Here is a 22,975-nt window from a genome sequence, read left to right as displayed (position 1 = left end):
GCTTTGGGTGTACGGAAATTTGCGCCGTTGCAAATACATCGCAATCCCCTAATTTGCCGACATGACGCCACAGGAGATCAGCAATCTGATTGTCCGGACTTCGATGAAGGACCGGGCTTCGTTCGATCTGTTGTACCGGCAGACCAGCGCGAAACTTTTCGGTGTTTGCCTTCGTGTATTGAAGGACCGGGGAGATGCCGAAGAGGCGCTTCAGGAGGTCTTCGTCAAGATATGGACGAAGGCGGACCGTTTCGCCGTCTCGGATCTAAGCCCGATTTCCTGGCTGGTGGCCATCGCGCGCAACCATGCGATCGATCGTATCAGGGCGCGGCGGGAACCTGCCGCCTATATCGATGCCGCGCTCGATGTGGCCGATCCGGCGCCGGGACCGGAGGCCATGACCGTGGCAGGTGGCGAGTCCGAGCGCATCTACCATTGTCTCGAGGAATTGGAGAAGGGCCGGGCAGCGGCTGTCCGGGGCGCCTATCTGAACGGCGAGAGCTATGCCGAACTGGCGGAGCGCCATGGCGTGCCGCTGAACACGATGCGAACCTGGCTGCGGCGCAGCCTGCTGAAGCTCAGAGAGTGTCTGGAAAGATGACGCTGGTAGACGACGACGGACCGGAACGTGGAGGCGACGACCTGTTCGCCGCCGAATATGTTCTTGGCGTCCTGACAGCGGAAGAACGCCAGATCGCGTCCCGCCGCATCGATGGCGACGCCGCATTCGCTCGGCTTGTCGATGCCTGGGAGGCCCATTTTTCGCCCTTGGCCGTCGCCTATCCCGGGACAGAACCTCCGATCAGGGTCAAGGAGGCGATCGATCGCCGGCTGTTCGCCTCGCAGCCTCGCGCCGGCCTATGGTCGAGCCTTGCCTTCTGGCGCGGCCTTGCCGCCGCCGCCATCGCGGCGCTGGCGATCTACATCGCCTTGCCTTTCATCAACCCGCCGCTCCAACAACCACAGCTTGTCGCCTCGCTGGCCGCCGAAGGCAGCGACGTCAGATACCTCGTCGTCTATGACGCGGCGCATCATGAAGTCGGCCTGTCGCACGTTTCCGGTGAGCGGGCCTCCGGCAAGGACTTCGAACTGTGGGTGATCGTGGGCAAGAACGCGCCGGTTTCGATGGGCGTCATCCCGGCCGGGAAGGCTGCGCATGTGGCGGTTTCGCCGGCCGTGCAGCAGAAACTTGCGCAGGGCGCCGTGCTGGCGGTCAGCCTCGAGCCTTCAGGCGGTTCGCCGACCGGCCAGCCGACGGGACCGGTGGTCGCGGCAGGCGACCTGAAGGGCATCTGATGGCTCCCCGCCCGGACCGTCGCCTTACAAAATAGTGAAGTCTATTTTTGCATAACCGCGGACCAAATTCCCGCGGTTGGATCAGCCTATCTACTGAAATCACCGGGCGTCATTCGGAATAAAAGAATTCTTTCATAGAAAGCGAAACTAAGTTCTTCATGGGCCGTATCTCCTCGCGTTCCCAATGATGGGGAAAACAACCCGAGGAGACTTACATCATGCGTAAACTCGCCACCCTTTTGCTCGCCGGTACGATCGGCCTCTCAGCGCTCGGCACCATCGCCTACGCCGCCAATCCGATGGTCGGGGGCGCACCCATGTACGCCAAGAAGAACATCATCGAGAACGCCGTCAATTCGAAGGACCACACGACGCTGGTCGCTGCCGTCAAGGCAGCGGGCCTGGTCGACACGCTGCAGGGTGCCGGGCCCTTCACCGTCTTCGCTCCCACCAACGAGGCCTTTGCAGCACTTCCGGCCGGCACGGTCGAAACGCTGCTCAAGCCCGAGAACAAGGACAAGCTGACCAAGGTCCTGACGTGCCATGTGATCGCGGCGAAAGCGATGGCCGCCGACGTCGCCAAGATGGCCAGGGCCGATGGCGGCGCGCATGTGGTCAAGACCGCCGGCGGCTGCGAGCTGACGCTCAAGGCCGACAAGGGCAAGGTCACCGTCACGGACGAGAACGGCAATGTCGCCCATGTGACGATTGCCGACGTCAGGCAGTCCAATGGCGTCATCCACGTCATCGACAAGGTTCTTTTGCCGAAGATGTAACAAACAGCTCGCTGCCGGCGAACAGGCAGCAGGGCTCTCCTGCCGGTGCGCGGCTTCGTACACGCGTTGCGCCGGCAGGCGTCCGCTACGCACTGTGGCTCCATCCAGGAGGCTGGTGCGGGTAACGTTCGGCCCTCAACGGCTTTTGATTTTCAGCCGAGCGTCGAATGTGGCAAACAGACAGCAGGAGGATAGGCCATGAACCGTCGCGACTTTCTCTTGAGCGGCGCCGCCGCCATCGGCGTGGTGGCCGGCACGGCATCTCTGCTGCGCATGGGCGGATCGCAGGATGCACGTGCGGCGGAGACCTTCGAAGTCACCAAGACCGATGCCGAATGGCGCGCGATCCTGTCTCCCGCGGCCTTCGACGTGCTGCGCAAGGAAGGCACCGAATATCCCGGCACCAGCCCATTGCTCAACGAGCACCGCAAGGGCGTCTTCGCCTGCGCCGGCTGCGACCTGCCGGTTTACTCCTCCGAGACGAAGTTCGATTCCGGCACCGGCTGGCCGAGTTTCTGGCAGGAGATCGCCAATGCCGTCGGCAAGACGCAGGACCGGTCGCTCGGCATGACTCGCACCGAGGTCCACTGCCGCCGCTGCGGCGGCCATCTGGGCCATGTCTTCGACGACGGCCCGCCGCCGACCGGGCTGCGTCACTGCATCAACGGCGTGGCGCTGAGCTTCAAGCCCGCCACAGCCTGAGACCATGCGGCCGCGATATGAAAAAACTCCGGGCTTGCGACCCGGAGTTTTTTAGCGGTCAGTCATTTCGGGCGTGGACTGGAGGAGCTTCCCGAAACGGCTGCCCGTGTTTCCTTGCTTCCAGCGCGATTCAGGACGCAAATCGTTTCTCCGGTATTGCCCTGGTGTCAGTGCCCGCCGCCACCACCGCCGGCGGCCGCCGGTTTGCGGATCATCATGGTGAACAGGCCAAGCGTCGCGAACAGCACCGTCAGCATGTAGAACACGTCCATGAAGGACAGCAGCGCCGCCTGCTGCTGGACCATGCCCGACAATTTCGAGATCGCCGCGCTGGCGGCGTCCAGGCCGGTGGTCTGCTCGAAACTGAGCGTCATGTTCTGAAGCTTCTGCTGCGCGGCCGCACTTCCCCACTGCACGTGCTCGGAGAGCCTTGCATAGTGGAAGGCGTTGCGGTCGATCAGCACCGTGTTGATCAGGGCGAGGCCGACGGCACCGCCGAGATTACGGGTCAGGTTGAACAGGCCCGATGCATTCTTCAGCCGCTCGGGCGGCAGCGTGCCGAGCGCGATGTTGTTGATCGGCACCATGCACAGCATCATCGAACAGCCGCGCAGGATCTGCGGGATGAGCAGCTCGTAGAAATCCCAGTCGGCGGTCAGGTGCGTCATCCACCATGTTCCGGTGGCAAAGCCGAAGAAGCCGATCATCATCATCAGGCGCGGGTCCATCTTGTTCGACAGGATGCCCGAGACCGGCGCGGTGAAGAACATCGCCAGGCCGCTGACGAACAGCGCCTCGCCGATCATCATCGAATCGTAGCCGCGGATGCGCCCGAGGAACACGGGGTAGAGATAGGTGAGGCCGTAGAGGCCGATGCCGATCACGAAGGAGAACAGCGAGCCGAAGGCGAAGTTGATATTGCTGAACGCCTTGAGATCGACGATCGGCTCCTCGGCGGTGAACACCCGCCAGAAGAACAGCACCGCGCCGAAGGTCATGACGACGGCACAGATGAACACCGCCTGATCCTGCAGCCAATCATTGTTCGGGCCTTCCTCGAGCACATATTCCATGCAGCCGAGGAACGCCGCCATGCCGGCAAGGCCCCACCAGTCGAACTTCGAGAACAGCTTGAGGTTGGGCTTGTCGAAATCGATCAGCGACCAGGCCGCCGTCGTCACCAGGATGCCGGGCACGACATTGACGAGGAACAACCAGTGCCAGGACATTGCGTGGCTGATATAGCCGCCGACGGTCGGACCGATGGTGGGCGCCAGGGTGGCCACCAGGCCGATCATCGGCGACACGACGGCACGGCGCGACGGCGGGAAGATGGTGAAGGCGGCCGCGAAGACGCTGGGGATCATGCCGCCGCCGATAAAACCCTGGATGGCGCGGTAAACGATCATCTGGTCGATGTTGGTGGCGGTCGCGGCGAGCGCGCTTGCGGCGGTAAAACCCGCCGCCGAAATTGTGAACAGAACACGCGTCGACAGCATCCGGCTGAGAAAGCCGGACAGGGGGATCATGACCACCTCGGCGATCAGATAGGCCGTCTGCACCCAAGGGATCTCGTCGGAACTGGCGCTCAGGCCAGCCTGGATCTCGGCCAGCGAGGCCGAGACGATCTGGATGTCCAGGATGGCCATGAACATGCCGAACACCATCGCCAGGAAGGCTATGACGCGCCGCGTCGAGATGGTGTCAGGCACAGCCGCCCTCGCCGGCGGCGCTCCTGTGGTCAGGGTTGCGGTGGCCATGGCGTTGCTCCCCGGAGCGCGCTCAGTTGATCGCGGCCGGCGCGGTGCGGCTGTCGACGGCGACAACGACGCTCAAGCCGGCGCGCAGCCTGCCGCTCTTCAGCGCATCGGCCGGCACGTCGATGCGGACCGGGACGCGCTGCACCACTTTGGTGAAATTGCCGGTGGCGTTTTCCGGCGGCAGCAGCGAGAACACGGCGCCCGAGGCCGGCGCCAGCGAGGAGACAGTGCCCTCGATGGGCTCGCCGTCGATGGCATCGACCGAAATCCTGACCTTTTCGCCGGGCACCAGCCGGGCAAGCTGGGTCTCCTTGAAGTTGGCGACGATGTAGAGCTTGTTCATCGGGACGATGACGGCGAGCTTCTGGCCGGGGCTCACGAGGTCGCCCTGCTCGACGGAACGGTTGCCGACGACGCCGTCATAGGGCGCCTTGAGCACCGTGAAGGAAAGGTCGCGCGCGGCCTTGTCGCGGCTGAGCTGCAAGGATGCCAGCGTGCTTGCCGATTCAGCACGCTGCGCCTCCAGCACGCCGATATTGGCTTGTGCTGCGGCGATCTGCGCGTCGGCGCCGACGAGAGCGGCGTTGGCCTGGTCGAGCGCCGTCTGGGCGTCGTCGAGTTGCGCCTGCGTACCGACATGGGTCTTGAGCAGTTGCGCGGCGCGCTGCTGGGCGCGCGCGGCATTGGCCGCAGCGGCCTGATCGGCGGTCTTGGCGGCCTGCGCCTGCTGCAAGGAGGCCTGTGCCGCCTTGGTCTGCGCATCGATGCGATCGAGCGTTTTGGCCAGCGTGGCGATCTGCGCCTCGGCCTGGGCGACCGCTATTTTATAGTCGCCGTCATCGACCGTCAGCAGCGGATCGCCGGCCTTGACCTGCTGGTTCTCGCTGACCTTGACCTGATCGACATAGCCGGAGATCTTGGGCGAAATGAAAGCCATGTCGGCCTGGACATAGGCGTCGTCGGTCGAAATCATGAAACGGCCGGTGGTCCAGTAATCATAGCCGTACCAGGCGCCGGCGCCGAGCAGGGCGACGCCGATGATCGGCAGCAGGAAGGAGCGCACGGAACGCTTTTTCTTCGGCGGAGTTTCCGCCAGAGGCGGCGCGGCGACTGGCTGGACGGGAACTTCCGGTGCTTCCGTCGCCGGGGCGATCTTGGCGTTGGGGAAAGGACGGACTTCGGCGGTGGACGGCGCGTTCGAGGACATGACATCTCTCTAAGTTATAATACTGAACCGTTCGGTTCGATCCGGCCGTTGACATAGCGCCTAAAGAGGGCCATATCAAGAGGCAATCGAACCGCTTGGTTCGAATTATTTTCGAGGTGTGACTTTAATGGCCGACACAACGCCCGACGTCGAAAACGACAATTGCGGCGACCTGCTGGACGGCTTGCGCCGCGGCCGCCCGGCTGCTGGACAGGATCCGGTCAAGCGCAGCCAGATCATCGATGGCGCCCGCCGGGTCTTCATCGACAAGGGCTTCGAGGCGGCCTCGATGAACGACATCACGCGGGAAGCCGGCGTGTCGAAAGGCACCATCTATGTCTACTTCGCCAACAAGGAAGAGCTGTTCGAGGCGCTGATCGAGGAAGAGCGCGGCACGATCTTCAAGAACATGTATGACGTGCTCGACCGTGCCGACGACCTGCGCGAGACGCTGGTGAAATTCGGCAAGGTCCTGTCCATGAAGATCACCTCGGCCAAGGTCATCCAGGCCCAGCGCACGGTGATCGGCGCCTCCGACAGGATACCCGACATGGGCGCGCGGTTTTACGAACGCGGCCCCAAACGCGGCCACGACAAGGTCGTGACCTTCCTCAATGCCGCCATCGACCGTGGCCTGCTCAAGATCGACGATGTCGACCTTGCCGCCTATCAGTTCACCGAACTCTGCCTGGCCGGTCTTTTCCGGCAGTGCATCTTCGCCTATCGCGCCAAGGCGCCGAACCAGGACGAAATCGACCATATCGTCAGGTCGGGCGTCGACATGTTCCTGAAGGCCTATGGCACCGAAATGCTTGCCGCGGAGGAAAGCCACAAGATGATCGCCCTGGAGGCGAAGGCTTAACCCGGCTTTTGTGCCGCTAACCGCCATTGGCCGCGAGCACGATCGCGGCGCGCAGCTCCTCCAGGCCCTCGGCCTTTTCCGATGACGTCGCCAGCACGAAAGGAAACGCCGCCGGTCGCTTCTTGATCTTGGCAAGCGTCTCCTCAATCAGCCGCGGCACGCCGGCGGCCTTGATCTTGTCGGTCTTGGTCAGCACGACCTGGTACGAAACCGCCGCCTTGTCGAGCAGCGACAGCACCTCGTCGTCCTTGGCCTTGATGCCGTGGCGGGCGTCGATCAGCACATAAACCCGCTTCAGCGTGACACGGCCCTTGAGATAGTCGAAGACCAGCTTCGTCCAATCGTCGACCTTTTCCTTGGGCGCGGTGGCATAGCCGTAGCCCGGCATGTCGACCAATGCCATTGGCGGCAGGTCGGCGCCCTCCCCCGAAAATCCGTCCGGCACGAAATAATTGAGTTCCTGCGTGCGCCCCGGCGTGTTGGAGGTGCGCGCCAGGCCCTTCTGGTTGACCAGAGCGTTGATCAGCGACGACTTGCCGACGTTGGAGCGGCCGGCAAAGGCGATTTCCGGCGGCCCTTCCGGCGGCAGGAACTTCATGGCGGGCACACCGCGGATGAAGATCCACCCGCGGGTAAACAGGTCCGTGCCGATCGTGGTGCTGTATTGAGCGTTCAAGCTGCTGTCTCCAGAAGAGAAATATCGGCGCCCCTGATGGCATCGAGGTTGCGGCTGATCTTGTCCACCGGCCAATCCCACCAAGCCACCGCCAGCAGCCGCCGGATCGTCCTGTCGTCGAAACGCATCTTGACGACCTTGGCCGCGTTGCCGGCGACGATGGCATAGGGACGCACGTCGTGCGTGACCACGGACTTCGCCGCGACGATGGCGCCATGGCCGATTTGCACCCCCGGCAGGATCACTGCCTCCATGCCGATCCAGACATCGTTGCCGACCACCGTGTCGCCGCGCACCTCCTTCGACCATGTGGCGGGGTCGAAACCCTTTTCCCAGCCATGGCCGAAAATGTTGAACGGATAGGTCGAAAAACCGGACATGGCGTGGTTGGCGCCGTTCATGATGAAGCGGGCACCTTCGGCGATGGCGCAGAACTTGCCGATGATCAGCCTGTCGCCGATGAAGGGATAGTGGTGCAGCACGCATTTCTCGGCGAATTTATCCGGCCCTTCCGGATCGTCATAATAGGTGAAGTCGCCGATCTCGATGTTGGGCGCGCTCACCAGCGCCTTGAGGAAGCCGACGCGCGTGTGCATCGGGATCGGGTGCTTGATGTCGGGATTGGGTCCGGTCATGGCGGTTCGTCCGGGAATTGGCTGGCGGACGCGTCCCGCGTCGGCGCACACCTCGTCAAAGTAGCGTAATCCGCCGTATAGCACCAATCGCCCCGGTAGCGAGTCTTCGATGGTGGACAAGCGCATTTGCCGGATCGGACGGTGCCGCGCGTTTGCAGTTTCGCCCATCGCGGGCGGACGTGGACCGATGCCGGCGCACAAGAAAAAACCCGGACGAGCCGGGTTTTTTGAATCGTGAGCCGGCGCCTCTATTCCGCTGGCGACGGTTTCTTGCGGAACAGCGCTAGCAGATTGTCCCACAGTTCGATCTTGGCGCCCTGGCGCTTCATGATCACGCCTTGCTGGAGGATCGACAGCGTGTTGTTCCAGGCCCAGTAGATGACCAGGCCTGCCGGGAACCCAGCCATCATGAAGGTGAAGATGACGGGCATCCAGGTGAAGATGGCTGCCTGCGTCGGATCCGGCGGCGTCGGGTTCATGCGCATCTGCAGGAACATGGTGACGCCCATGATCAGCGGCCAGACGCCGATCATCAGCATGTGGGGAAGCGTGATCGGGATCAGCCCGAACAGGTTGAAGATCGAGGTCGGATCGGGCGCGGCCAGATCCTGGATCCAGCCGAAGAACGGCGCATGGCGCATCTCGATGGTGATGTAGAGCACCTTGTAGAGCGAGAAGAAGACCGGGATCTGCAGCGCCACCGGCCAGCAGCCGGCGAGCGGATTGATCTTCTCGGTCTTGTACAGCTCCATCATCGCCTGCTGCTGCTTCATCTTGTCGTCCGCGTATTTCTCGCGGATCTCGAGCATCTTGGGCTGCACCTTCTTCATGTTCGCCATCGACGCGTAGGACTTGTTGGCGAGCGGGAAGAAGATGGCCTTGACGATGACGGTGGTGGCGAGGATCGCCAGGCCGAAATTGCCGAGGAATTTGTAGAGCGTGTCGATCAGCCAGAACATCGGCTTGGTGATGAAGTGGAACCAACCCCAGTCGATCAGCAGGTCGAACCGCTTGATGTGGCGGTCTTCGGCATAGGCATTGATCTTGGCGACTTCCTTGGCGCCGGCGAAGACCTCGGTCTCGACGGTTGCCGACTGGCCGGCCTCGACATTGATCGGGTCGGTGAGGAAGTCGGACTGGTAGCGGTGGCGGCCGTCCACGAAATAGCCGAAGCGCGGCTGGAACGGCTGCTTCTCGCTCGGAACCACCGTCACCGCCCAGTATTTGTCGGTGATGCCAAGCCAGCCGTCCGTCGACTTGCCCGGCTTGACTTCCTTGTCCTTCTCGATGGACGCGTATTTGTGTTCCTGCAGGCCTTCCGCACCGGTGAAGCCGATCAGGCCTTCATGCAGCACGTAGGTGCTGGCGACTGCCGGCTTGTCGTAGCGCGTGACGCGGCCGTAATTCGACAGCGTAACCGGGGCCGAACCCGAGTTGCGCACCTCGTCGGAAACGGTGAACATGTAGTCGCTGTCCACAGAGAAGGTGCGCTTGAAGGTCAACCCCTTGTCACTGGTGTAAGTCAGCGTCACCGGCGTCGACGGGGTCAGCGTCGGATTGCCTTCGACGTTCCACACCGTATCCGCGCCCGGTACCGTGCCCGTCTTGTCGTTGCCGACGAAGCCGATCTCGGCGAAGTAGCCGCTGGGCAGCTCCGAAGGGTTGAGCAGTTCGATCTTGGGCGAATTCTTGTCGACGGTTTCGGTGTAGTGCTTGAGCTTGAGGTCGTCGAGACGGCCGCCGGTCAGGTTGATCGAGCCTTCCAGGCTCGGCGTATCGATCTTGACGCGCTTCGAAGCCGCCAGCGCCTGGTCGCGGCTGGCCGCGGTGACGGTGTCGCCGCCCGGCGCGTTGGGGATGGCACCGGGAGCGGTGCCGGCCGGCGCCGGCGTTGCCGCGCCCGGATTGGCTGTCTCCGCCGCCTTCTTCTGCTCTTCCACGCGCTGCTGCTCGACGCGCGCCGCCTCGCGCTGCTGTTCGACGCGCGGGTTCATGTAGAAGACCTGCCACAGGGTCAGGATCAGCACCGACAGCGCGATGGTGATGAAGAAGTTTCGGTTGTTTTCCATCGAGAGCCCTTGGCCTATCGTGTTCCGCGAAGTCGGCGGGAGAGTTCGACCTTCAACTGGCCGAACGGGGCGCGGAGCGCATCATCGCGCCCGACGATGACATAATCATTGCCGGGCATCATGTCATCGGCCGCATGGGTGCGCACGGCCTCTTTCAGCCGCCGCCTGACGCGGTTGCGCACGACCGCGTTGCCGACCTTCTTGGTGACGGTGTAGCCGACGCGCGGCGCGCCGCCGTCGCCGCGGTCGAGGACCTCGACGAGGAAAAACCGCCCGCGACGTTTTTCACCACGGCGGACGGCCAGGAATTCCGCGCGTTTCAGAAGCCGCTTGGGATTTTGTCCCACTGGCTTGCCGGTTGCGGGCAACGATCTTGTCTCGCTCAGGCGCTGAGCCGCTTGCGGCCGCGGTTGCGGCGAGCTGCGACGACGCCGCGACCACCCTTGGTGGCCATGCGGGCACGGAAACCGTGCCGGCGTTTGCGGACGAGTTTGGACGGTTGGTAGGTACGCTTCATTTGTTTTAATACCGCGGGGTGCGGCCCTTCTTGATTCTGTCACTCTGTAACAGGAGCTTTGCCGGGCCGGCTTTGGCGCGATCGAAACCGCGCCGGGACGAATGGCCCGAGCGTGAGCGGGCTTATAGAAAGAAGGGTTTTGGAAGTCAATCCGGTGCCGGGCCGGTGCCGGGCCGGTGCCGGGCCGGTGTCGCCGGGCCCGGGATGCGCACTTTCGGCGGCAATTATATCTCTCCGACCAAGGGGGAAATTGGCAAAAAAGCCGCAATCGCCTAATCTGGGCTGATCAAGCGATTGTGAAGACAGGACCGCATGAGCGAAACCACGCACGCCGAGGAAGGGACAGGACCAGCGCCAGCCGCCGTCCGCAGCGTACCCTTGTCGCGCGGCCTGTCGACAAAACTGCTGCTGTTGACCATCGTTTTCGTGCTTTTGGCAGAAGTGCTCATCTTCCTGCCCTGGATCGCCAGCTACCGGCTGGCCTGGCTCAAGGAGCGGCTGAGCACCGCCGCGGCCGTATCGATCGTGCTGGTGCAGGGCGAACCGACCTCGCTGTCGCGCACGGCGCAGAACGACGTGCTTATGGCGATCGGCGCCAAGGCGATCGCGGTGCGCGACGGCGGCGTGTCGCGGCTGCTTGTGGTGGCCGATATGCCGCCGCAGGTCGACGAGCACATCGACCTCGCCAGCGTCGGCATGGTCAAGGGCATGACCGGCGCGCTCGACACGCTGTTTTTCGGCGGCAACCGGATGCTGCGCGTCTTCGGGCCGGTCGGCGACAGCGACAAGGAGTTCGAGCTGATCATGCCGGACTACAGCCTGCGCAAGGCGATGCTTATCTATTCGCGCAACGTCGCCTTCGTCTCGCTGCTGATCTCGCTGTTCACGGCCATGCTGGTCTATGCCGCGATCGACCTGATCATGATCGGACCGATCCGCAACATGACGCGCTCCATGCTGTCCTTCTCGCAGGCCCCCGACGACCCCAGCCGGATCATTCATCCCGCCGCTCGCGCCGATGAGATCGGGGTGGCCGAGCGCGAGCTGTCGCAGATGCAGGAGCGGTTACAGAAGATGCTGACCGAGCAGAAGCACCTGGCCGACCTCGGCCTCGCCGTGTCGAAGATCAACCACGACATGCGCAACATCCTGGCCTCGGCGCAGCTCATTTCGGACCGCCTGCGCCAGGTCAAGGATCCGACCGTGCAGGCCTTCGCGCCGAAGCTCCTGCGTGCGCTCGACCGTGCGGTCTCCTACTCGGAAGGCGTGCTTCATTACGGCCGTACGCAGGAGCCGCCGCCTTCGCGCCGGCGCGTGCGGCTGCGCCAGCTGGTCGAGGACGTGCACGGGCTGCTCGACATCGAGGAAGGCATCGAGTTCATCAACGCGGTCGAAAAGGCGTTCGAGGTGGACGCCGATTCCGACCAGTTGTTCCGCGTGCTCACCAATCTGTGCCGCAACGCCGTGCAGGCGATGGCGGCGGACACGGAGAGCGCCGTGGTGCGCCGGCTGGCGGTTTCGGCCGAGCGCATGGGCAGCGTCAGCCGCATCGTCGTGACCGACACCGGTCCCGGCCTGCCGCCGAAGGCGCGTGAGAACCTGTTCGCGGCGTTCCGCGGCTCTGCGCGCAGCGGCGGCACCGGGCTTGGCCTGGCGATCGCGCATGAACTGATCCGCGCGCATGGCGGCACGGTGGAGCTGGTCGAATCGATTGGCGGGCGCACCACCTTCGCCGTCACCATTCCCGACCAGCCGGTGCGGCTCGACCAGGCCCGCAACGGGCTGCGCCGCCCGGCCTGACAGGCTTGGACGCTGTTTCGCCCGCAAACCGGTCCGGCCCCCTTCGCCCTGAATGCCGCTTCGAACAACCCGATTTCCGGCCGGATCCAGCGGATGACGCATCGACGACAAAACTTTTGCCGGATCGGCTTGCTTTTCGCGAATTCAGTCGCTAGGGAACTGCACACATTCGCGGCCGGTCCTCAAGGATCGGATCGCGGGGTCATGGAAAGCATGACCTGATGCGCGCCCGTAGCTCAGCTGGATAGAGCACCAGACTACGAATCTGGGGGTCAGGAGTTCGAATCTCTTCGGGCGCGCCATTTTATCCTATTGAAATCAATAGACTTCCAGGCGTTTCGAGCGCGACGCCACTGGCTCGATTTTCGGAATTCAGCCGGTTTTGGCAAGACGGCGGCAGCCGGTGCCAAAATCGCACTATGGGCTAAAGTGCCCTACTTGGAACGGCACAGTCTCTGCCAAGCATTCGAATTTGCTGAGTCTCCTGGCGGTGCACCGTGACAGACTCACATTCCGGGGCCGCGCAGGCGTACTCGGGATTTGAAATCATTGTAGTTCTTCTTTCCGATCTTTCAGTGCGCGCCACCCGCCTCGACATGGCCCGGGTTGCGCAACAGCAGCGTGGCGAAGAACGCGACGACAAGGGCTGCTCCGAGCAGATAGAACGCGTCGCTGAAAGCCATGATGAAAGCCTGCTTGCGCACCATCTGTCCGATGGCGATGACGGCCTTGTGCATCGCGGCTGCGCGATCGCCGGCGCCATGCGCCAGGAAGTACCGGGTCAGATGCTCGATGCGCGCGCGAGTGCTCTCTTCGAACAGCGACACCGACCGCACCAGCACGTTGGAGTGGAACTGCTCGCGCTTGGTCAGAAAAGTCTGCAGCATGGCGATGCCGACGGCGCCGCCGAGATTCCGGATCATGTTGAACAATGCGGAGGCAGAGCCGGCGTTCTCCTGTTCGATGCCGGCCGTAGCGACCGCAGCCAGGGGTACCATGACCAGGGCCTGACCGACGGCACGGACGACATTCGGCCAAAAGAACTGCTCCGACGCGTAGGTCGCCGTCATTTCGATGTTCATGAAATTGCTCGCCGCGAACAGCGCAAAGCCGAAGGCGACGATAATGCGCATGTCGAAACGCTTCATCAACTGCGGCACCAGCGGGATCAGCACCAGTTGCGGCAGGCCTGTCCAGGCCAGCACCATGCCGATCTGCTGGGCGTTGTAGCCCTGGATGCGCGCGAGATAGACGGGCAGGATGAACACCGCCCCGTAGAGCGCAATTCCGAGCAGGAAGCTGGCCAGGATGGAGAAACCGAAATTCCAGCGGGCGAACAGTCTGAGGTTAAGCAAGGGCCTTTCGCTTCTCAACTCGATCCACAGGAAAAGCGAGAGGCTGACGAGGGCGATCAAGGACAGCCGCACGATGAACGGCGAGCCGAACCAATCGTCCTTGTTGCCCTCCTCGAGCACGGTCTGCAAGGTGCCGAGCCCGATCGCCATGGTGATGATCCCGGCCCAGTCGCCCTGGCGCAGCAGCGAAAGCTGCATCGGCGCCCTTTCGAGGGACATCCACAGCATGCCGACCATCAGCGCGCCGGGGACCAAGTTGACATAGAAGATGAACTGCCAGCCCCAGTTCTCGGTGAGATAGCCACCGATTGTCGGTCCGATGGCCGGTGCGAAGGTCGCCGACAGCGCGAACAGGGCGAATCCGATCGGCTGCTTCGCCTTGGGCAGGAGGGTTATGGTGATGGTGAAGGCGACCGGGATCAGCACGCCGCCGCAAAAGCCCTGCAAAGCACGCAGAACAATCATCTGCTGAAGGTTTTGCGCGAAGGCGCAGGCAACCGAGAAGGCGAGAAACAGGATTGCATTGGCCAGAAGATAAAGGCGGATGGAAAAGACCCGCGACAGCCAGCCAGTGAGAGGAATGACGACGATCTCGGCCACCAGGTAGGCGGTCGATATCCAGCCGCCGTCATCGATGCCGGCGCCGATGGCGCCCTGAATGTCGGCGAGGGATGCGTTGACGATCTGGATGTTGAGGACCGCCATGAAGGCGCCGAGCGTCGAGCCAATGACGGCGATCCAGGTCTTGAGCGAGGCGGAAGAGGCATCGGTGGGCGCCAAGCTCGATGCTTTGGCTGCCGCCGGCGCAGGCGTGGGGTTGGTGGTGAGGGTTGCGGGCACGGCTGAATTCCTTGTTTGACGAAGCGCGCGTGAGACACTGGCGTGGCGGCCACCATGCGAGGTCCCGGAGAACCTCGCGCAGCCGCTACGAGTTACCAGCCGGCGATGATCCGGCGGCCGCTGTCCGGTTCACCCCGTTCGGCCAGGATGGTTGCCTTCGTGTCGATCGTCGGTTCCGCCGACATGCCGGCGCGCAGCTTGCCGGCGAGCCTGCCGTCGTTGATCGCGATCTTCACCGGGATGCGCTGCACGATCTTGGTGAAATTGCCGGTGGCGTTATCCGGGGGCAGCAGCGCGAACTCGAGACCGCTGGCCGGCGACACACTGTCGACGCGGCCCTTGAGTGCCACGCCGGGAAAGCCGTCGACGGCGATCTCGACCGGCTGTCCGCTCTGCACATGAGTGAGCTGTGTTTCCTTGAAATTGGCCACGACATAGACCGCATTCAGCGGCACCACCGCCATGAGCAGCGTGCCGGCCTGCACATACTGGCCGACGCGAAGCGAACGGGCCCCGACGGTGCCGTCGACGGGCGCTGTGATCGTGGTGTAGGAGAGATTGAGTTTCGCCTGACGCAGGGCGGCCTGGCTGCTGTCGCGCTCGGCCTCCGCCTTGCCGCGCTCAGTCGTGAGCACGTCGATCGCTTTGCGGGCAGCAACCAGTGCGGCGCGATCCCGCCGCAGTTGGGCTTCGTTTTCGCCAAGGGAGGCCGCGGCTTGCTGGGCGCGTTGGCTGGTGCCGTAGCCGCTTTTCAGCAGGGTTTTATAGCGGTCACCCTCCTGCTGCGCGAATTTGAGCTTCGCCTCGGTTGCGGCGACGTTGGCCTTTTGCTGTTCGACCACCGAATGCTGCAGGCCGATCTGGGCGTCGAGGTTATGCAGCGTCGCTTCGGCTGCTTCGACATTGGCTTGCGCTTGGTCGAGCGCGGTCCTGAAGTCGCGGTCGTCGATGCGGGCCAGAACCTGGCCCGCCTTGACGGGAGTGTTGTCATCGACCAGCACCTCGGCGATGTGGCCCGAGATCTTCGGCGCGACAGTCGTATAGTCGGCCTTGACATAGGCATCGTCGGTCGATTGCAGATACTGCCCGACCGTCCAATAGTCATAGCCGTAGAGCGCAGCCGCGGTCAGGCCGACCACCAGACCCAACCCGACAACGGTGCGCTTGATCATCGTCTTGCGGGCCCGCAGCGCGGGCTTCACCTCAACCGGGTATTCCAAGGTGGCGGCTTTGACGCTTACGTTCATCGTAATCTCCTCTCACGGTCGGGCCGAGTGGCCGATTGGTGCAAGGACGATGCAACGGCAATCTTGATGTGATAATCGAGGAAAGAACAGAAGGATCATCCATTAAGAGCGGATAATCGAAATGGACAGGCTCACGAGCTTGACGGTGTTTGGCCGCGTTGTGGAATGCGGCGGCTTTTCCGCGGCAGCCCGACGCCTCAACATGTCGACGACCATGGTCAGCAACCACGTCCAGGCGCTGGAGGACAGGCTCGGCGTCCGGCTTCTCAACCGCACCACCCGCAAGGTGAGCCTGACCGAGATCGGCCAGGCTTACTATCAGCGTTCCTCGCAGATCCTCGCCGATCTGGAGGAGGCGGACCGCGTCGCGGGAGCACTTCAGGCGACGCCGCAAGGCACGCTTCGCCTTCATTCCAGCATGAGCGTCATCCGTTTTCTGGCGCCGATCGTTTCCGAATTCGTCAACCTTTATCCGGCTGTTTCGGTCGATCTCACCGTCGGCGAAAGAATGGTCGACATGGTGGAGGAGGGCTTCGACCTTGACGTGCGTTCGCTGCCGCTTCCCGATTCGAGCCTGATCGTGCGGCGGCTGACCTCATGGCGCAACATCGTCTGCGGTTCGCCCGGCTATTTCGAACGCCATGGAACACCGCGTCGGCCCGATGACCTCGCACGCCACAATTGCATGCGCCATGCGTCATATCCTTTCGGTAACGAGTGGCGTTTCGAGGACCCCGACGGCGAGCCCGTTTCCGTCCGCGTCGATGGCAACTTATTGACCAACAGCCAGGAGACGCTCAGACGCCTTGCTCTCGACGGCCGCGGTCTGTTCATACCGCCGCCCTTCCTCGTGGCCGACGACCTGAGCGCCGGGCGCCTTGTCCGGGTGCTGGAGGAATATTCAGGAGTCGAGTTCGCGATCAACGCGTTCTATCCGCATCGTCACCATGTCTCGGCCAAGGTCAGGACTTTCATCGATCTGTTGGCCGAGCGCTTTGCCGAACACCGCAGATGGATGGAATTGAAGTACTGAACAGCAGTCCACCGTCCGCGCCGGAAAGTCGGCGGGCTGATGTCCCTTCTGATCTTCTGGCCGGCCACATGCGGGCAAGGGCCGGAGCGATTGCCAGCACCGACATGGCAAAATCCTCGATCCGGGAGGGGTCAGCGCTGAGGCAGCGCGCCCGCTCATGATCCTATTATCCGCTCTTGGCGGATGATCCTTCCCAATCTTCGATGATTATCATGAGTGGGCCCAAGATGCATCGTCTTGGCGAACAGGCAAGGACCTGTTCTTGAACCCAAGTCCAGAACTCAACCTTAGGAGATTTCCATGAAAAAGATCGCTCTTGCCACCGCCGCGTTCCTGGCCATCACTGGCGCCGCACTCGCCGAGAACCCGAATGTCGGCGGTTCCGACATCAGTGCGATTGCCCGGGAACAGCTCGACAACACCCACACGTCCTCGATCGCGCATAGTGCAGCCTACGAACTGCTCAATGCGGGCTCCAATGCGGCCATCGCGCAGGATCAGGCGGTCGAGCGTCGCCGGGACCTTTTCGGCAACCGTTAGACACCGGCTCCGGCCGCCGAACCCCCAAAGCAGCGGGCTCATTCGCCGCCTTCGCCTCGGGGTTCGACCGGTCGCGAAAAAAAGGAGAAATGCGATGGACGCAGTCGTCAACGGCGCCGCCTTGGAGCGGGCCGAAACAAGGAGTGCACCGCAGCGGCGTGGAGTCGAGGCTCTACAGATTCTGATGGCGCGCGTCGCGGCGATCTTGGTCTGGGTCGAAGCCGGTATGGAAAGGCGCCGGAGCCGCCGCATGCTGATGGAACTCACGGACTCGCAATTGCAAGACATCGGTCTTTCTCGCGCCGACGTTGCCGGCCGAGACTGGAAAACCGATCCTTTCCGCCCAGTTCCAACCGATGGCCGCTAAATAACCGTGACAGGCATCAAGCGCCCAACGGGACAAACCGGAAAGCCTTACCTTCATCAACAGGAGAAAGAACATGCAGTTCATCGTCTTGACACGTCGGCGGACGGAAAGCTTCAACGACGCGGACTACACGCCCGAGAGACTGGAAGCCGAAGCCGAAGGCGTTCGCCGACTCTTCATGGCGAGCACCGTGCGACAAATCTGGAATCGCGGCGACATGGGCGGCGCTTGTCTTCTCATGGAGGCCGAAGCGGAGGAAGAGGTTCGCTCGGTGCTCAATGCCCTTCCGCTGTTCAAAAGCGGCATGCAGGAAACGGTCTCCATTGTTCCGCTACGGCCATATAGAGGCTTTGGGCCGCGGCAATAGAAGATGTCACAAGGCATGCATGGTATATGGGACCTCGGCCAAGCGATCCCTGGCTCCGCAGAGCTTCATTCCCCGCGCGTGCCTGGGAAAAGAACCGTCAGTCTTTGCTCGGCCGCCGTCCAAGCCCGCAGGTGGTAGCTGCGCAGCACGAACACGCTTGCAGCGAAGGCGAGCATCCCGGCTGCCACACCGAGAGCCATTCCGGCGCCGGCTGCCGCTGTGGCGGCTATGCCCGTAAAGACACCTGCGATGGCGCTGCTGATCACGCTCACCATTCCGGCCGTGGTCATGAAATACTGCAACGGCGATGGGCTGAGCCCCTTGTCCACGAGCACCGCCGAGCGATCGTCATGCGTGGGATGAACGAGGTAGCTTTGCATGGCGGGCGCGACTTCGACGTAGTAGTGCCGGATCCGCGCCATTCCACGGGCGTGCACCATGTCCTCAATGGCGACCTGCACGGCGCGGACGAAGGTGACCAGGCCGATGAAGAAAACGCAGGGCAGCAAGATCAGGCTGAACAGCACGAACGGCGTGCCCATTTTCGTGACCTGCGCCACGAATGACAGAGCGATCGCCGCGCTTGAGACCGACGTGAGGAACAGATTGGCGCGCTGATTCGCCTCCTGAATGGTGGCCGCGCGGGCGGTCTGCAGCACGAAGTGCTCGGTTGTCATGCACTGCAGGACTACCCGCGCGTCGTTGCCTTCTTCCGCCATCCCATCCGTCCTCCGGTCGGCTCGACCACAGCGCCGCCGAAATCGCTCAGGATCGGCAAGCCGCCTTCAGTCGCGCATATGCGGGCCTGGCGGCCTTCCGTAGCCGCCCATGGAGCCACGCCGGCCCGAGAGGCTGGGTCATTCCACGCGCTCGAACACATCCAGGCTGGTCCCGAAGGCGCGCCATGCCCCAACTCTGACCATCCTGGCAGGCGCCCCTTCCGCCGATGCGGTAAGGGTCTGCCCTGCAACGGTATGCCAAAGCATCTCGAGCTTACTTTCCCGCAGAATACCGGTGTAGCTCACGGCCGCAGGCCCGGCCTTGCCCTGTCCCGCAGCCGTGAAGCCGATTACGTCGCCGCAAGCAGCGCCATGGATCGAAAGTTCCTGACCAAAGAAACTGCTGTCTTCCAACGCCGTCCTGAACATGCCGCGGATGACGCCTTCCGCATCGTCCTCGATGATGACGGTCGAGCCGTATTGGTTTCGCCAAGTCCCGATCCAATCTGGCATGGTGCACTCCACGAGCGGTTCGGGATCAACGTGCAGGGCCCGCCCGTGTTCCGAGGCTGCCTGCGTCGCTGGGCGTCGAGGCCAACCTCTGGGCAGCCGTCGCCGGGCCAAGTGCGGCGCTGATGCCGCAACAGCGCCAATTCCGGCGCCCGCGTCAGCTGACGTCGATGACGACCATCAGCCGCCGCCCTTTTCCTCGACATTGTTGTTCGTCGCGTGGTGGGGAATGTGGCAGTGGATGAGCCATTTTCCGGGTCGCCGCGCCGTCCAGACGACATCATAGCGCTGGCCCGGACCGACATTGATCGTGTCGGCGAGGAAGCGGGCCGAAGGGGAGATGGTCTCGCCGTCGCGCGCGACGACCTCGAATGGTCCGCCATGAATGTCGATCGCCGGACCACGATGGGATACGCAGTAGACCGACAATGTGGATCATACTTGAACGGATGCCACTTTCCGGCGCCGCGAATGCGAGACGGTGAGCCAAAGGGCTGAGACGAGGAAATAGAAGGCGCCGAAGCTAGCGTAGCCTGCGATGTTGGCGATCGAGGGCGGTGCGGACATCTGCGCTTGCGCGATGAAGAAGGCGCCGGCGACAGCCGATTGGCCTCCGCTCAAGATCATGGCCCATTGGCCTCCGGCGGTTTTCCAGCGCCGGATTGCGGTTCCAAGCTGCAGCAGGCCGGAGAAGATTACCCACGCGCCGAAAACGCCGAGAACCCAATTCATGTTCATGGCCAGCGCCATGATGACTGCAAGGGCGACCACCGAACTGACTGCGATGTTGAATGCTTGCGTAGGATTGACGGCAAGCCCGCCGTTGCGGGAAGCATCGACATAATTGGCGGCTGCATCCCAGACAGGATAGGCAACAAGCAAGACAGCCGCGATGGACGCCGACTGCCGGCCGACCGTCAAAGCGGCCACGACCCAGACGACGGAAAAGGCCGCGCGGGCGAGGTAATACAGCTTGAGCCACTTGTCCTGGCCATTTGAAGCAACTTCAACGCGATCACGTCTCATTGGATATCCTTCGGGTATGGTTCAATGTTTGTCTGATGCTCGGCGACCACAGGTGGCCGAGGCGCTTGTCAGCCTGCGAACGAGCGGCGACCTGGCTCACATGGGCGGGACCACGCCATTTTTGCCAACGACGACCTGATGACCGATCGTTTCGCTTGCGGCCTTCTCGCCTGCTATGAAGACGACGGCACCCGGGACCAGATCATCCTGAGTTGCCGGAGCGAGGGTCACGACGGGGGTGCCATCCGGGATCGCGATCTTCTTTTCCTTGCCTTGGTAGGACACGGTCACGGTGCGCCCGTCGACGTCCTTGACGGCATCGGCGACTGTTGCGTTGGTCATGCTGCTGTCAGGCCTCAGATCCCACCCGTAGTTTCCCTCACCTGCGCCTTTCAGCGCGGGCGGGAAGATCAGGACTTCCAGAGCGCCGTCACCGCCCTTGTCCTTCGGCAGCGAGGCAATTCCGACGAAGTCGCCTGGCTTGATATCGGCCACCTTCGCAGCAGCGACGGCGGATATCTTCCAGCCATCAGCCAGGACAACGTCAACAGTCTCGCCTTCCCGCGTGGTGACCTTCAGCGTCGAAGCGCTGAAGGTCACCACGCTGCCCCTGATGTGGATCTGCTCGGCCTCCCGGCTTTGAGCCTGAGCGGGCGCCGTGATGGCGAAGGTCGCCGGGATACCGATGACCAAGAGAGCCGAGAGGAGTTTGTGAAACATGGGGAATTCCTTACCTACTAGTTGGTAGTTTACTGCGGCGCATTTGTGGATGCTCTTGTCGGGGCGACCCGTCGCTTAGCCGCCCGGCACTGATATCATTCGGGCTTCAGCCTCCGCAGGGTCGGGCCGAGAATTGTAGCGAAGACGCCAGGCTTTCCGTATGCCCGAGCCGATAGCATGGCGCCATGAACAGTGGCCATGAGCGCCTCTGCCTCTATCCGCGCCGGGCCAGAGATTTTCAGGGAGCCTTGCTGTTCGCCGCGTTCGATGACCGACGTCAGCCACGCCGAGAGAAACTGAAAATATGCCCGTACCTCCGAGGTGACCTCGTTCGGAAGCGCTGGAAGTTCGCTTGCCAGCAGCGCACATACGCAGAACGGGATGCTTGCATCCTCGATGCATCTGGCCCAATAACCCGCGTAGGCCTGAACGAGTTCGAGCGGTTCAGGCACGCTGCGCTCGAGATCGGCCATGCCGGCTTCGGCGTTCTCGCGGTAACGCGACACAAGCGTACGCACCAGATCGACCTTGCTGGGGAAGTGGTGGTGGATGCTGGCCTTGCGTATGCCGACCACGGCCGCGATGTCTGCGTAGCTGAATCCATTATAGCCGCCGGCGATGATGAGCTTTTGTGCGGAGGCCAAAATCTCGTCAGATGTCTTTGAAAAGTTGCTCATGCGACCTGTCTACCTTCTAGTAGGCAGACTGTCAAGCGGACGGATACCCCGCGCAATTAACGGCAGTGCGTCGCGCGGCCCGAGCTTTTCCTGCAAAGCAGTCAACCAGCAGGCTGCCCGGCCGGCTGAGGATCAACGGCTATTTCGCAATTTTTCGATCAGGGTCGAGCATTAATGTTTTTCGGCAACACGGGACACTGCCCGGCCGCCCTCGTACCAGCCTTTGGAGCGGTTCACGATCCAGACCACGGTGAGCATGACCGGCACTTCGATCAGCACGCCGACGACGGTGGCGAGCGCCGCCCCCGACTGAAAGCCGAACAGGCTGATGGCGGCGGCGACCGCCAGTTCGAAGAAATTCGAAGCGCCGATCAGGGCCGAGGGGCCGGCGACGCAATGCTGTTCGCCCGAGACACGGTTGAGCAGGTAAGCGAGCCCTGAATTGAAATAGACCTGGATCAGGATCGGCACGGCCAGCAGCGCGATGATCAGCGGCTGCGCCAGGATCTGCACGCCCTGAAATCCGAACAGCAGCACAAGCGTGGCAAGCAGGGCTATGAGCGAGAGCGGCTGAAGCCGCTCGAGAAATCGCTTCAAGGCGGCTTCGCGGCCCGCGGCGAGCAGCCGCCGACGCAGGAGTTGGGCGCCGATGACCGGCACGACGATGTAAAGCGTGACGGAGAGGACGAGCGTATTCCAGGGCACGGTGATGGCCGAGAGGCCGAGCAGCAAGCCGACGATCGGCGCGAAGGCGAAGATCATGATGGTGTCGTTAAGTGCGACCTGGCTCAGCGTGAAATGCGGTTCGCCTTTTGTCAGGTTCGACCACACGAAGACCATCGCTGTGCAGGGCGCGGCCGCCAAGATGATAAGGCCGGCGATATAGCTGTCGATCTGGTCGGCCGGCAGATAAGGCCGGAAGAGATACCCTATGAACAGCCAGCCGAGCGCCGCCATCGAGAACGGCTTCACCGCCCAATTGACGAACAGTGTCACACCGATTCCGCGCCAATGCTCCTTCACGTGGCCGAGCGCGGCGAAGTCGATCTTGACCAGCATCGGCACGATCATCAGCCAGATCAGTGCTGCGACCGGCAGGTTGACCTTGGCAATCTCGGCCTCGCCGACGGCGTGGAAGACGCCTGGCATGAGATGGCCGAGAGCGATGCCGGCGACGATGCACAGCGCCACCCACACGGTCAGGTATTTCTCGACGAAACCAATGCCGCCGCCCGCGCTCAAAGCGTGATCGTTCATGATACTTTCCTTGCTCA

25 protein-coding genes, 1 tRNA gene and 1 pseudogene are annotated in these 22,975 nt (G+C 62.7%); 11 read left to right on the top strand and 16 right to left on the bottom strand.

The genetic code is table 11. The annotated features are described in order from the left end of the window. Positions 1–61: 61 nt before the first annotated feature. From LB541_RS11585 to msrB, 4 genes are all read left to right on the top strand, one after another. Entirely contained in the window at positions 62–601 is a 540-nt protein-coding gene (locus LB541_RS11585) for a sigma-70 family RNA polymerase sigma factor (protein ID WP_140491478.1), read from the top strand. Further along, a complete protein-coding gene (locus LB541_RS11580) occupies positions 598–1,296 on the top strand; it encodes an anti-sigma factor domain-containing protein (protein WP_140524237.1) in 699 nt (232 codons plus the stop codon). Before LB541_RS11585 ends, LB541_RS11580 begins: the two co-directional genes overlap by 4 nt. Positions 1,297–1,514: 218 nt before the next feature. Continuing rightward, on the top strand, positions 1,515–2,072 hold the full coding sequence (locus tag LB541_RS11575) for a fasciclin domain-containing protein (RefSeq protein ID WP_140655264.1): 558 nt from the start codon (positions 1,515–1,517) through the stop codon (positions 2,070–2,072). A 198-nt stretch (positions 2,073–2,270) separates the two neighbouring features. Further along, on the top strand, positions 2,271–2,774 hold the full coding sequence (msrB, locus tag LB541_RS11570; protein ID WP_140491485.1) for a peptide-methionine (R)-S-oxide reductase MsrB: 504 nt from the start codon (positions 2,271–2,273) through the stop codon (positions 2,772–2,774). Between the two features lie 167 nt (positions 2,775–2,941). On the opposite strand, the gene LB541_RS11565 is transcribed toward msrB, so the two are convergent. Beyond that, complete coding sequence (locus tag LB541_RS11565) at positions 2,942–4,534, bottom strand: DHA2 family efflux MFS transporter permease subunit (RefSeq protein ID WP_224618456.1); 1,593 nt, start codon at positions 4,532–4,534, stop codon at positions 2,942–2,944. A 22-nt stretch (positions 4,535–4,556) separates the two neighbouring features. Beyond that, on the bottom strand, positions 4,557–5,741 hold the full coding sequence (locus tag LB541_RS11560; protein WP_224618455.1) for an HlyD family secretion protein: 1,185 nt from the start codon (positions 5,739–5,741) through the stop codon (positions 4,557–4,559). Positions 5,742–5,868: 127 nt separating this feature from the next. Between LB541_RS11560 and LB541_RS11555 the strand changes: the two genes are divergently transcribed. Beyond that, positions 5,869–6,603 carry a TetR/AcrR family transcriptional regulator gene (locus tag LB541_RS11555; protein WP_140514299.1) on the top strand — a complete coding sequence of 245 codons (735 nt, stop codon included), beginning with the start codon at positions 5,869–5,871 and terminating at the stop codon, positions 6,601–6,603. A gap of 16 nt (positions 6,604–6,619) precedes the next feature. Here the strand turns inward: LB541_RS11555 and yihA are convergent, their stop codons facing one another. The 5 genes from yihA to rpmH all read right to left on the bottom strand — a co-directional run bounded on the left by yihA (position 6,620) and on the right by rpmH (position 10,500). After that, positions 6,620–7,279 (bottom strand): ribosome biogenesis GTP-binding protein YihA/YsxC, encoded by a 660-nt coding sequence (gene yihA / locus LB541_RS11550; RefSeq protein ID WP_140491494.1) that lies wholly within the window; start codon positions 7,277–7,279, stop codon positions 6,620–6,622. Then, positions 7,276–7,914, bottom strand: coding sequence for a CatB-related O-acetyltransferase (locus tag LB541_RS11545; RefSeq protein WP_140625223.1), 639 nt, complete (start codon positions 7,912–7,914; stop codon positions 7,276–7,278). The genes yihA and LB541_RS11545 overlap by 4 nt, the downstream gene beginning before the upstream one ends. 248 nt (positions 7,915–8,162) lie before the next feature. After that, a complete protein-coding gene (yidC, locus tag LB541_RS11540) occupies positions 8,163–9,983 on the bottom strand; it encodes a membrane protein insertase YidC (RefSeq protein WP_224618454.1) in 1,821 nt (606 codons plus the stop codon). A gap of 14 nt (positions 9,984–9,997) precedes the next feature. Further along, the gene (gene rnpA, locus LB541_RS11535) at positions 9,998–10,351 is read right to left on the bottom strand and encodes a ribonuclease P protein component (RefSeq protein WP_140491500.1); all 354 of its coding nucleotides are present in this window, start codon (positions 10,349–10,351) and stop codon (positions 9,998–10,000) included. Between the two features lie 14 nt (positions 10,352–10,365). Continuing rightward, positions 10,366–10,500 carry a 50S ribosomal protein L34 gene (rpmH, locus tag LB541_RS11530; RefSeq protein ID WP_008833937.1) on the bottom strand — a complete coding sequence of 45 codons (135 nt, stop codon included), beginning with the start codon at positions 10,498–10,500 and terminating at the stop codon, positions 10,366–10,368. Between the two features lie 312 nt (positions 10,501–10,812). Between rpmH and LB541_RS11525 the strand changes: the two genes are divergently transcribed. Together LB541_RS11525 and LB541_RS11520 are read left to right on the top strand one after the other, a co-directional pair. Continuing rightward, entirely contained in the window at positions 10,813–12,300 is a 1,488-nt protein-coding gene (locus LB541_RS11525) for an ATP-binding protein (RefSeq protein ID WP_140551653.1), read from the top strand. A 225-nt stretch (positions 12,301–12,525) separates the two neighbouring features. After that, positions 12,526–12,602: transfer RNA gene (locus LB541_RS11520), tRNA-Arg, on the top strand. A gap of 270 nt (positions 12,603–12,872) precedes the next feature. On the opposite strand, the gene LB541_RS11515 is transcribed toward LB541_RS11520, so the two are convergent. Both LB541_RS11515 and LB541_RS11510 read right to left on the bottom strand, forming a co-directional pair. After that, positions 12,873–14,495, bottom strand: a complete 1,623-nt coding sequence (locus LB541_RS11515) for an MDR family MFS transporter (RefSeq protein WP_224618453.1) — start codon at positions 14,493–14,495, stop codon at positions 12,873–12,875. Positions 14,496–14,587: 92 nt separating this feature from the next. Further along, positions 14,588–15,742 (bottom strand): HlyD family secretion protein, encoded by a 1,155-nt coding sequence (locus tag LB541_RS11510; RefSeq protein ID WP_224618452.1) that lies wholly within the window; start codon positions 15,740–15,742, stop codon positions 14,588–14,590. A gap of 121 nt (positions 15,743–15,863) precedes the next feature. Here LB541_RS11510 and LB541_RS11505 point away from each other — a divergent pair, with 121 nt between their 5' ends. The 4 genes from LB541_RS11505 to LB541_RS11490 all read left to right on the top strand — a co-directional run bounded on the left by LB541_RS11505 (position 15,864) and on the right by LB541_RS11490 (position 18,049). Beyond that, positions 15,864–16,775 carry a LysR family transcriptional regulator gene (locus LB541_RS11505; protein WP_140514286.1) on the top strand — a complete coding sequence of 304 codons (912 nt, stop codon included), beginning with the start codon at positions 15,864–15,866 and terminating at the stop codon, positions 16,773–16,775. A 300-nt stretch (positions 16,776–17,075) separates the two neighbouring features. Then, positions 17,076–17,315: a DUF680 domain-containing protein gene (locus LB541_RS11500; protein ID WP_224618449.1), complete on the top strand. Its 240-nt coding sequence runs from the start codon at positions 17,076–17,078 to the stop codon at positions 17,313–17,315. A 94-nt stretch (positions 17,316–17,409) separates the two neighbouring features. Further along, positions 17,410–17,682 (top strand): DUF1127 domain-containing protein, encoded by a 273-nt coding sequence (locus tag LB541_RS11495; protein ID WP_224618447.1) that lies wholly within the window; start codon positions 17,410–17,412, stop codon positions 17,680–17,682. A gap of 73 nt (positions 17,683–17,755) precedes the next feature. Continuing rightward, complete coding sequence (locus LB541_RS11490) at positions 17,756–18,049, top strand: muconolactone Delta-isomerase family protein (protein ID WP_140625228.1); 294 nt, start codon at positions 17,756–17,758, stop codon at positions 18,047–18,049. Positions 18,050–18,114: 65 nt separating this feature from the next. Here the strand turns inward: LB541_RS11490 and LB541_RS11485 are convergent, their stop codons facing one another. The 7 genes and pseudogenes from LB541_RS11485 to arsB all read right to left on the bottom strand — a co-directional run bounded on the left by LB541_RS11485 (position 18,115) and on the right by arsB (position 22,958). Next, positions 18,115–18,768 carry a hypothetical protein gene (locus LB541_RS11485; protein ID WP_140554645.1) on the bottom strand — a complete coding sequence of 218 codons (654 nt, stop codon included), beginning with the start codon at positions 18,766–18,768 and terminating at the stop codon, positions 18,115–18,117. Between the two features lie 138 nt (positions 18,769–18,906). Continuing rightward, on the bottom strand, positions 18,907–19,281 hold the full coding sequence (locus LB541_RS11480; RefSeq protein WP_140628607.1) for an avidin/streptavidin family protein: 375 nt from the start codon (positions 19,279–19,281) through the stop codon (positions 18,907–18,909). 177 nt (positions 19,282–19,458) lie between these two features. Beyond that, positions 19,459–19,665: pseudogene (locus tag LB541_RS11475) on the bottom strand (multicopper oxidase domain-containing protein); the annotation flags it as partial. 48 nt (positions 19,666–19,713) lie between these two features. Next, complete coding sequence (locus LB541_RS11470) at positions 19,714–20,304, bottom strand: DUF308 domain-containing protein (protein ID WP_224618445.1); 591 nt, start codon at positions 20,302–20,304, stop codon at positions 19,714–19,716. A gap of 96 nt (positions 20,305–20,400) precedes the next feature. Continuing rightward, positions 20,401–21,024 carry a hypothetical protein gene (locus LB541_RS11465; RefSeq protein WP_140582781.1) on the bottom strand — a complete coding sequence of 208 codons (624 nt, stop codon included), beginning with the start codon at positions 21,022–21,024 and terminating at the stop codon, positions 20,401–20,403. 95 nt (positions 21,025–21,119) lie between these two features. Continuing rightward, a complete protein-coding gene (locus LB541_RS11460; protein ID WP_224618444.1) occupies positions 21,120–21,701 on the bottom strand; it encodes a TetR/AcrR family transcriptional regulator in 582 nt (193 codons plus the stop codon). Between the two features lie 171 nt (positions 21,702–21,872). After that, a complete protein-coding gene (gene arsB / locus LB541_RS11455) occupies positions 21,873–22,958 on the bottom strand; it encodes an ACR3 family arsenite efflux transporter (protein ID WP_263488067.1) in 1,086 nt (361 codons plus the stop codon). Between the last annotated feature and the right edge of the window lie 17 nt (positions 22,959–22,975).

The organism is Mesorhizobium sp. BR1-1-15 (assembly GCF_020165475.1).
Taxonomy (GTDB): domain Bacteria; phylum Pseudomonadota; class Alphaproteobacteria; order Rhizobiales; family Rhizobiaceae; genus Mesorhizobium.
This window is presented reverse-complemented; position numbering and strand designations above follow the sequence as displayed.

What these genes read in the sequence shown, in the direction of transcription:
- LB541_RS11585 (WP_140491478.1), top strand. Translation starts at nt 62, where the DNA reads ATGACGCCACAGGAGATCAGCAATCTGATTGTCCGGACTTCGATGAAG.
- LB541_RS11580 (WP_140524237.1), top strand. Translation starts at nt 598, where the DNA reads ATGACGCTGGTAGACGACGACGGACCGGAACGTGGAGGCGACGACCTG.
- LB541_RS11575 (WP_140655264.1), top strand. Translation starts at nt 1,515, where the DNA reads ATGCGTAAACTCGCCACCCTTTTGCTCGCCGGTACGATCGGCCTCTCA.
- msrB (WP_140491485.1), top strand. Translation starts at nt 2,271, where the DNA reads ATGAACCGTCGCGACTTTCTCTTGAGCGGCGCCGCCGCCATCGGCGTG.
- LB541_RS11565 (WP_224618456.1), bottom strand. Translation starts at nt 4,534, where the DNA reads ATGGCCACCGCAACCCTGACCACAGGAGCGCCGCCGGCGAGGGCGGCT.
- LB541_RS11560 (WP_224618455.1), bottom strand. Translation starts at nt 5,741, where the DNA reads ATGTCCTCGAACGCGCCGTCCACCGCCGAAGTCCGTCCTTTCCCCAAC.
- LB541_RS11555 (WP_140514299.1), top strand. Translation starts at nt 5,869, where the DNA reads ATGGCCGACACAACGCCCGACGTCGAAAACGACAATTGCGGCGACCTG.
- LB541_RS11545 (WP_140625223.1), bottom strand. Translation starts at nt 7,914, where the DNA reads ATGACCGGACCCAATCCCGACATCAAGCACCCGATCCCGATGCACACG.
- yidC (WP_224618454.1), bottom strand. Translation starts at nt 9,983, where the DNA reads ATGGAAAACAACCGAAACTTCTTCATCACCATCGCGCTGTCGGTGCTG.
- rpmH (WP_008833937.1), bottom strand. Translation starts at nt 10,500, where the DNA reads ATGAAGCGTACCTACCAACCGTCCAAACTCGTCCGCAAACGCCGGCAC.
- LB541_RS11525 (WP_140551653.1), top strand. Translation starts at nt 10,813, where the DNA reads ATGAGCGAAACCACGCACGCCGAGGAAGGGACAGGACCAGCGCCAGCC.
- LB541_RS11510 (WP_224618452.1), bottom strand. Translation starts at nt 15,742, where the DNA reads ATGAACGTAAGCGTCAAAGCCGCCACCTTGGAATACCCGGTTGAGGTG.
- LB541_RS11505 (WP_140514286.1), top strand. Translation starts at nt 15,864, where the DNA reads ATGGACAGGCTCACGAGCTTGACGGTGTTTGGCCGCGTTGTGGAATGC.
- LB541_RS11500 (WP_224618449.1), top strand. Translation starts at nt 17,076, where the DNA reads ATGAAAAAGATCGCTCTTGCCACCGCCGCGTTCCTGGCCATCACTGGC.
- LB541_RS11495 (WP_224618447.1), top strand. Translation starts at nt 17,410, where the DNA reads ATGGACGCAGTCGTCAACGGCGCCGCCTTGGAGCGGGCCGAAACAAGG.
- LB541_RS11490 (WP_140625228.1), top strand. Translation starts at nt 17,756, where the DNA reads ATGCAGTTCATCGTCTTGACACGTCGGCGGACGGAAAGCTTCAACGAC.
- LB541_RS11485 (WP_140554645.1), bottom strand. Translation starts at nt 18,768, where the DNA reads ATGGCGGAAGAAGGCAACGACGCGCGGGTAGTCCTGCAGTGCATGACA.
- LB541_RS11480 (WP_140628607.1), bottom strand. Translation starts at nt 19,281, where the DNA reads ATGCCAGATTGGATCGGGACTTGGCGAAACCAATACGGCTCGACCGTC.
- LB541_RS11470 (WP_224618445.1), bottom strand. Translation starts at nt 20,304, where the DNA reads ATGAGACGTGATCGCGTTGAAGTTGCTTCAAATGGCCAGGACAAGTGG.
- LB541_RS11465 (WP_140582781.1), bottom strand. Translation starts at nt 21,024, where the DNA reads ATGTTTCACAAACTCCTCTCGGCTCTCTTGGTCATCGGTATCCCGGCG.
- LB541_RS11460 (WP_224618444.1), bottom strand. Translation starts at nt 21,701, where the DNA reads ATGAGCAACTTTTCAAAGACATCTGACGAGATTTTGGCCTCCGCACAA.
- arsB (WP_263488067.1), bottom strand. Translation starts at nt 22,958, where the DNA reads ATGAACGATCACGCTTTGAGCGCGGGCGGCGGCATTGGTTTCGTCGAG.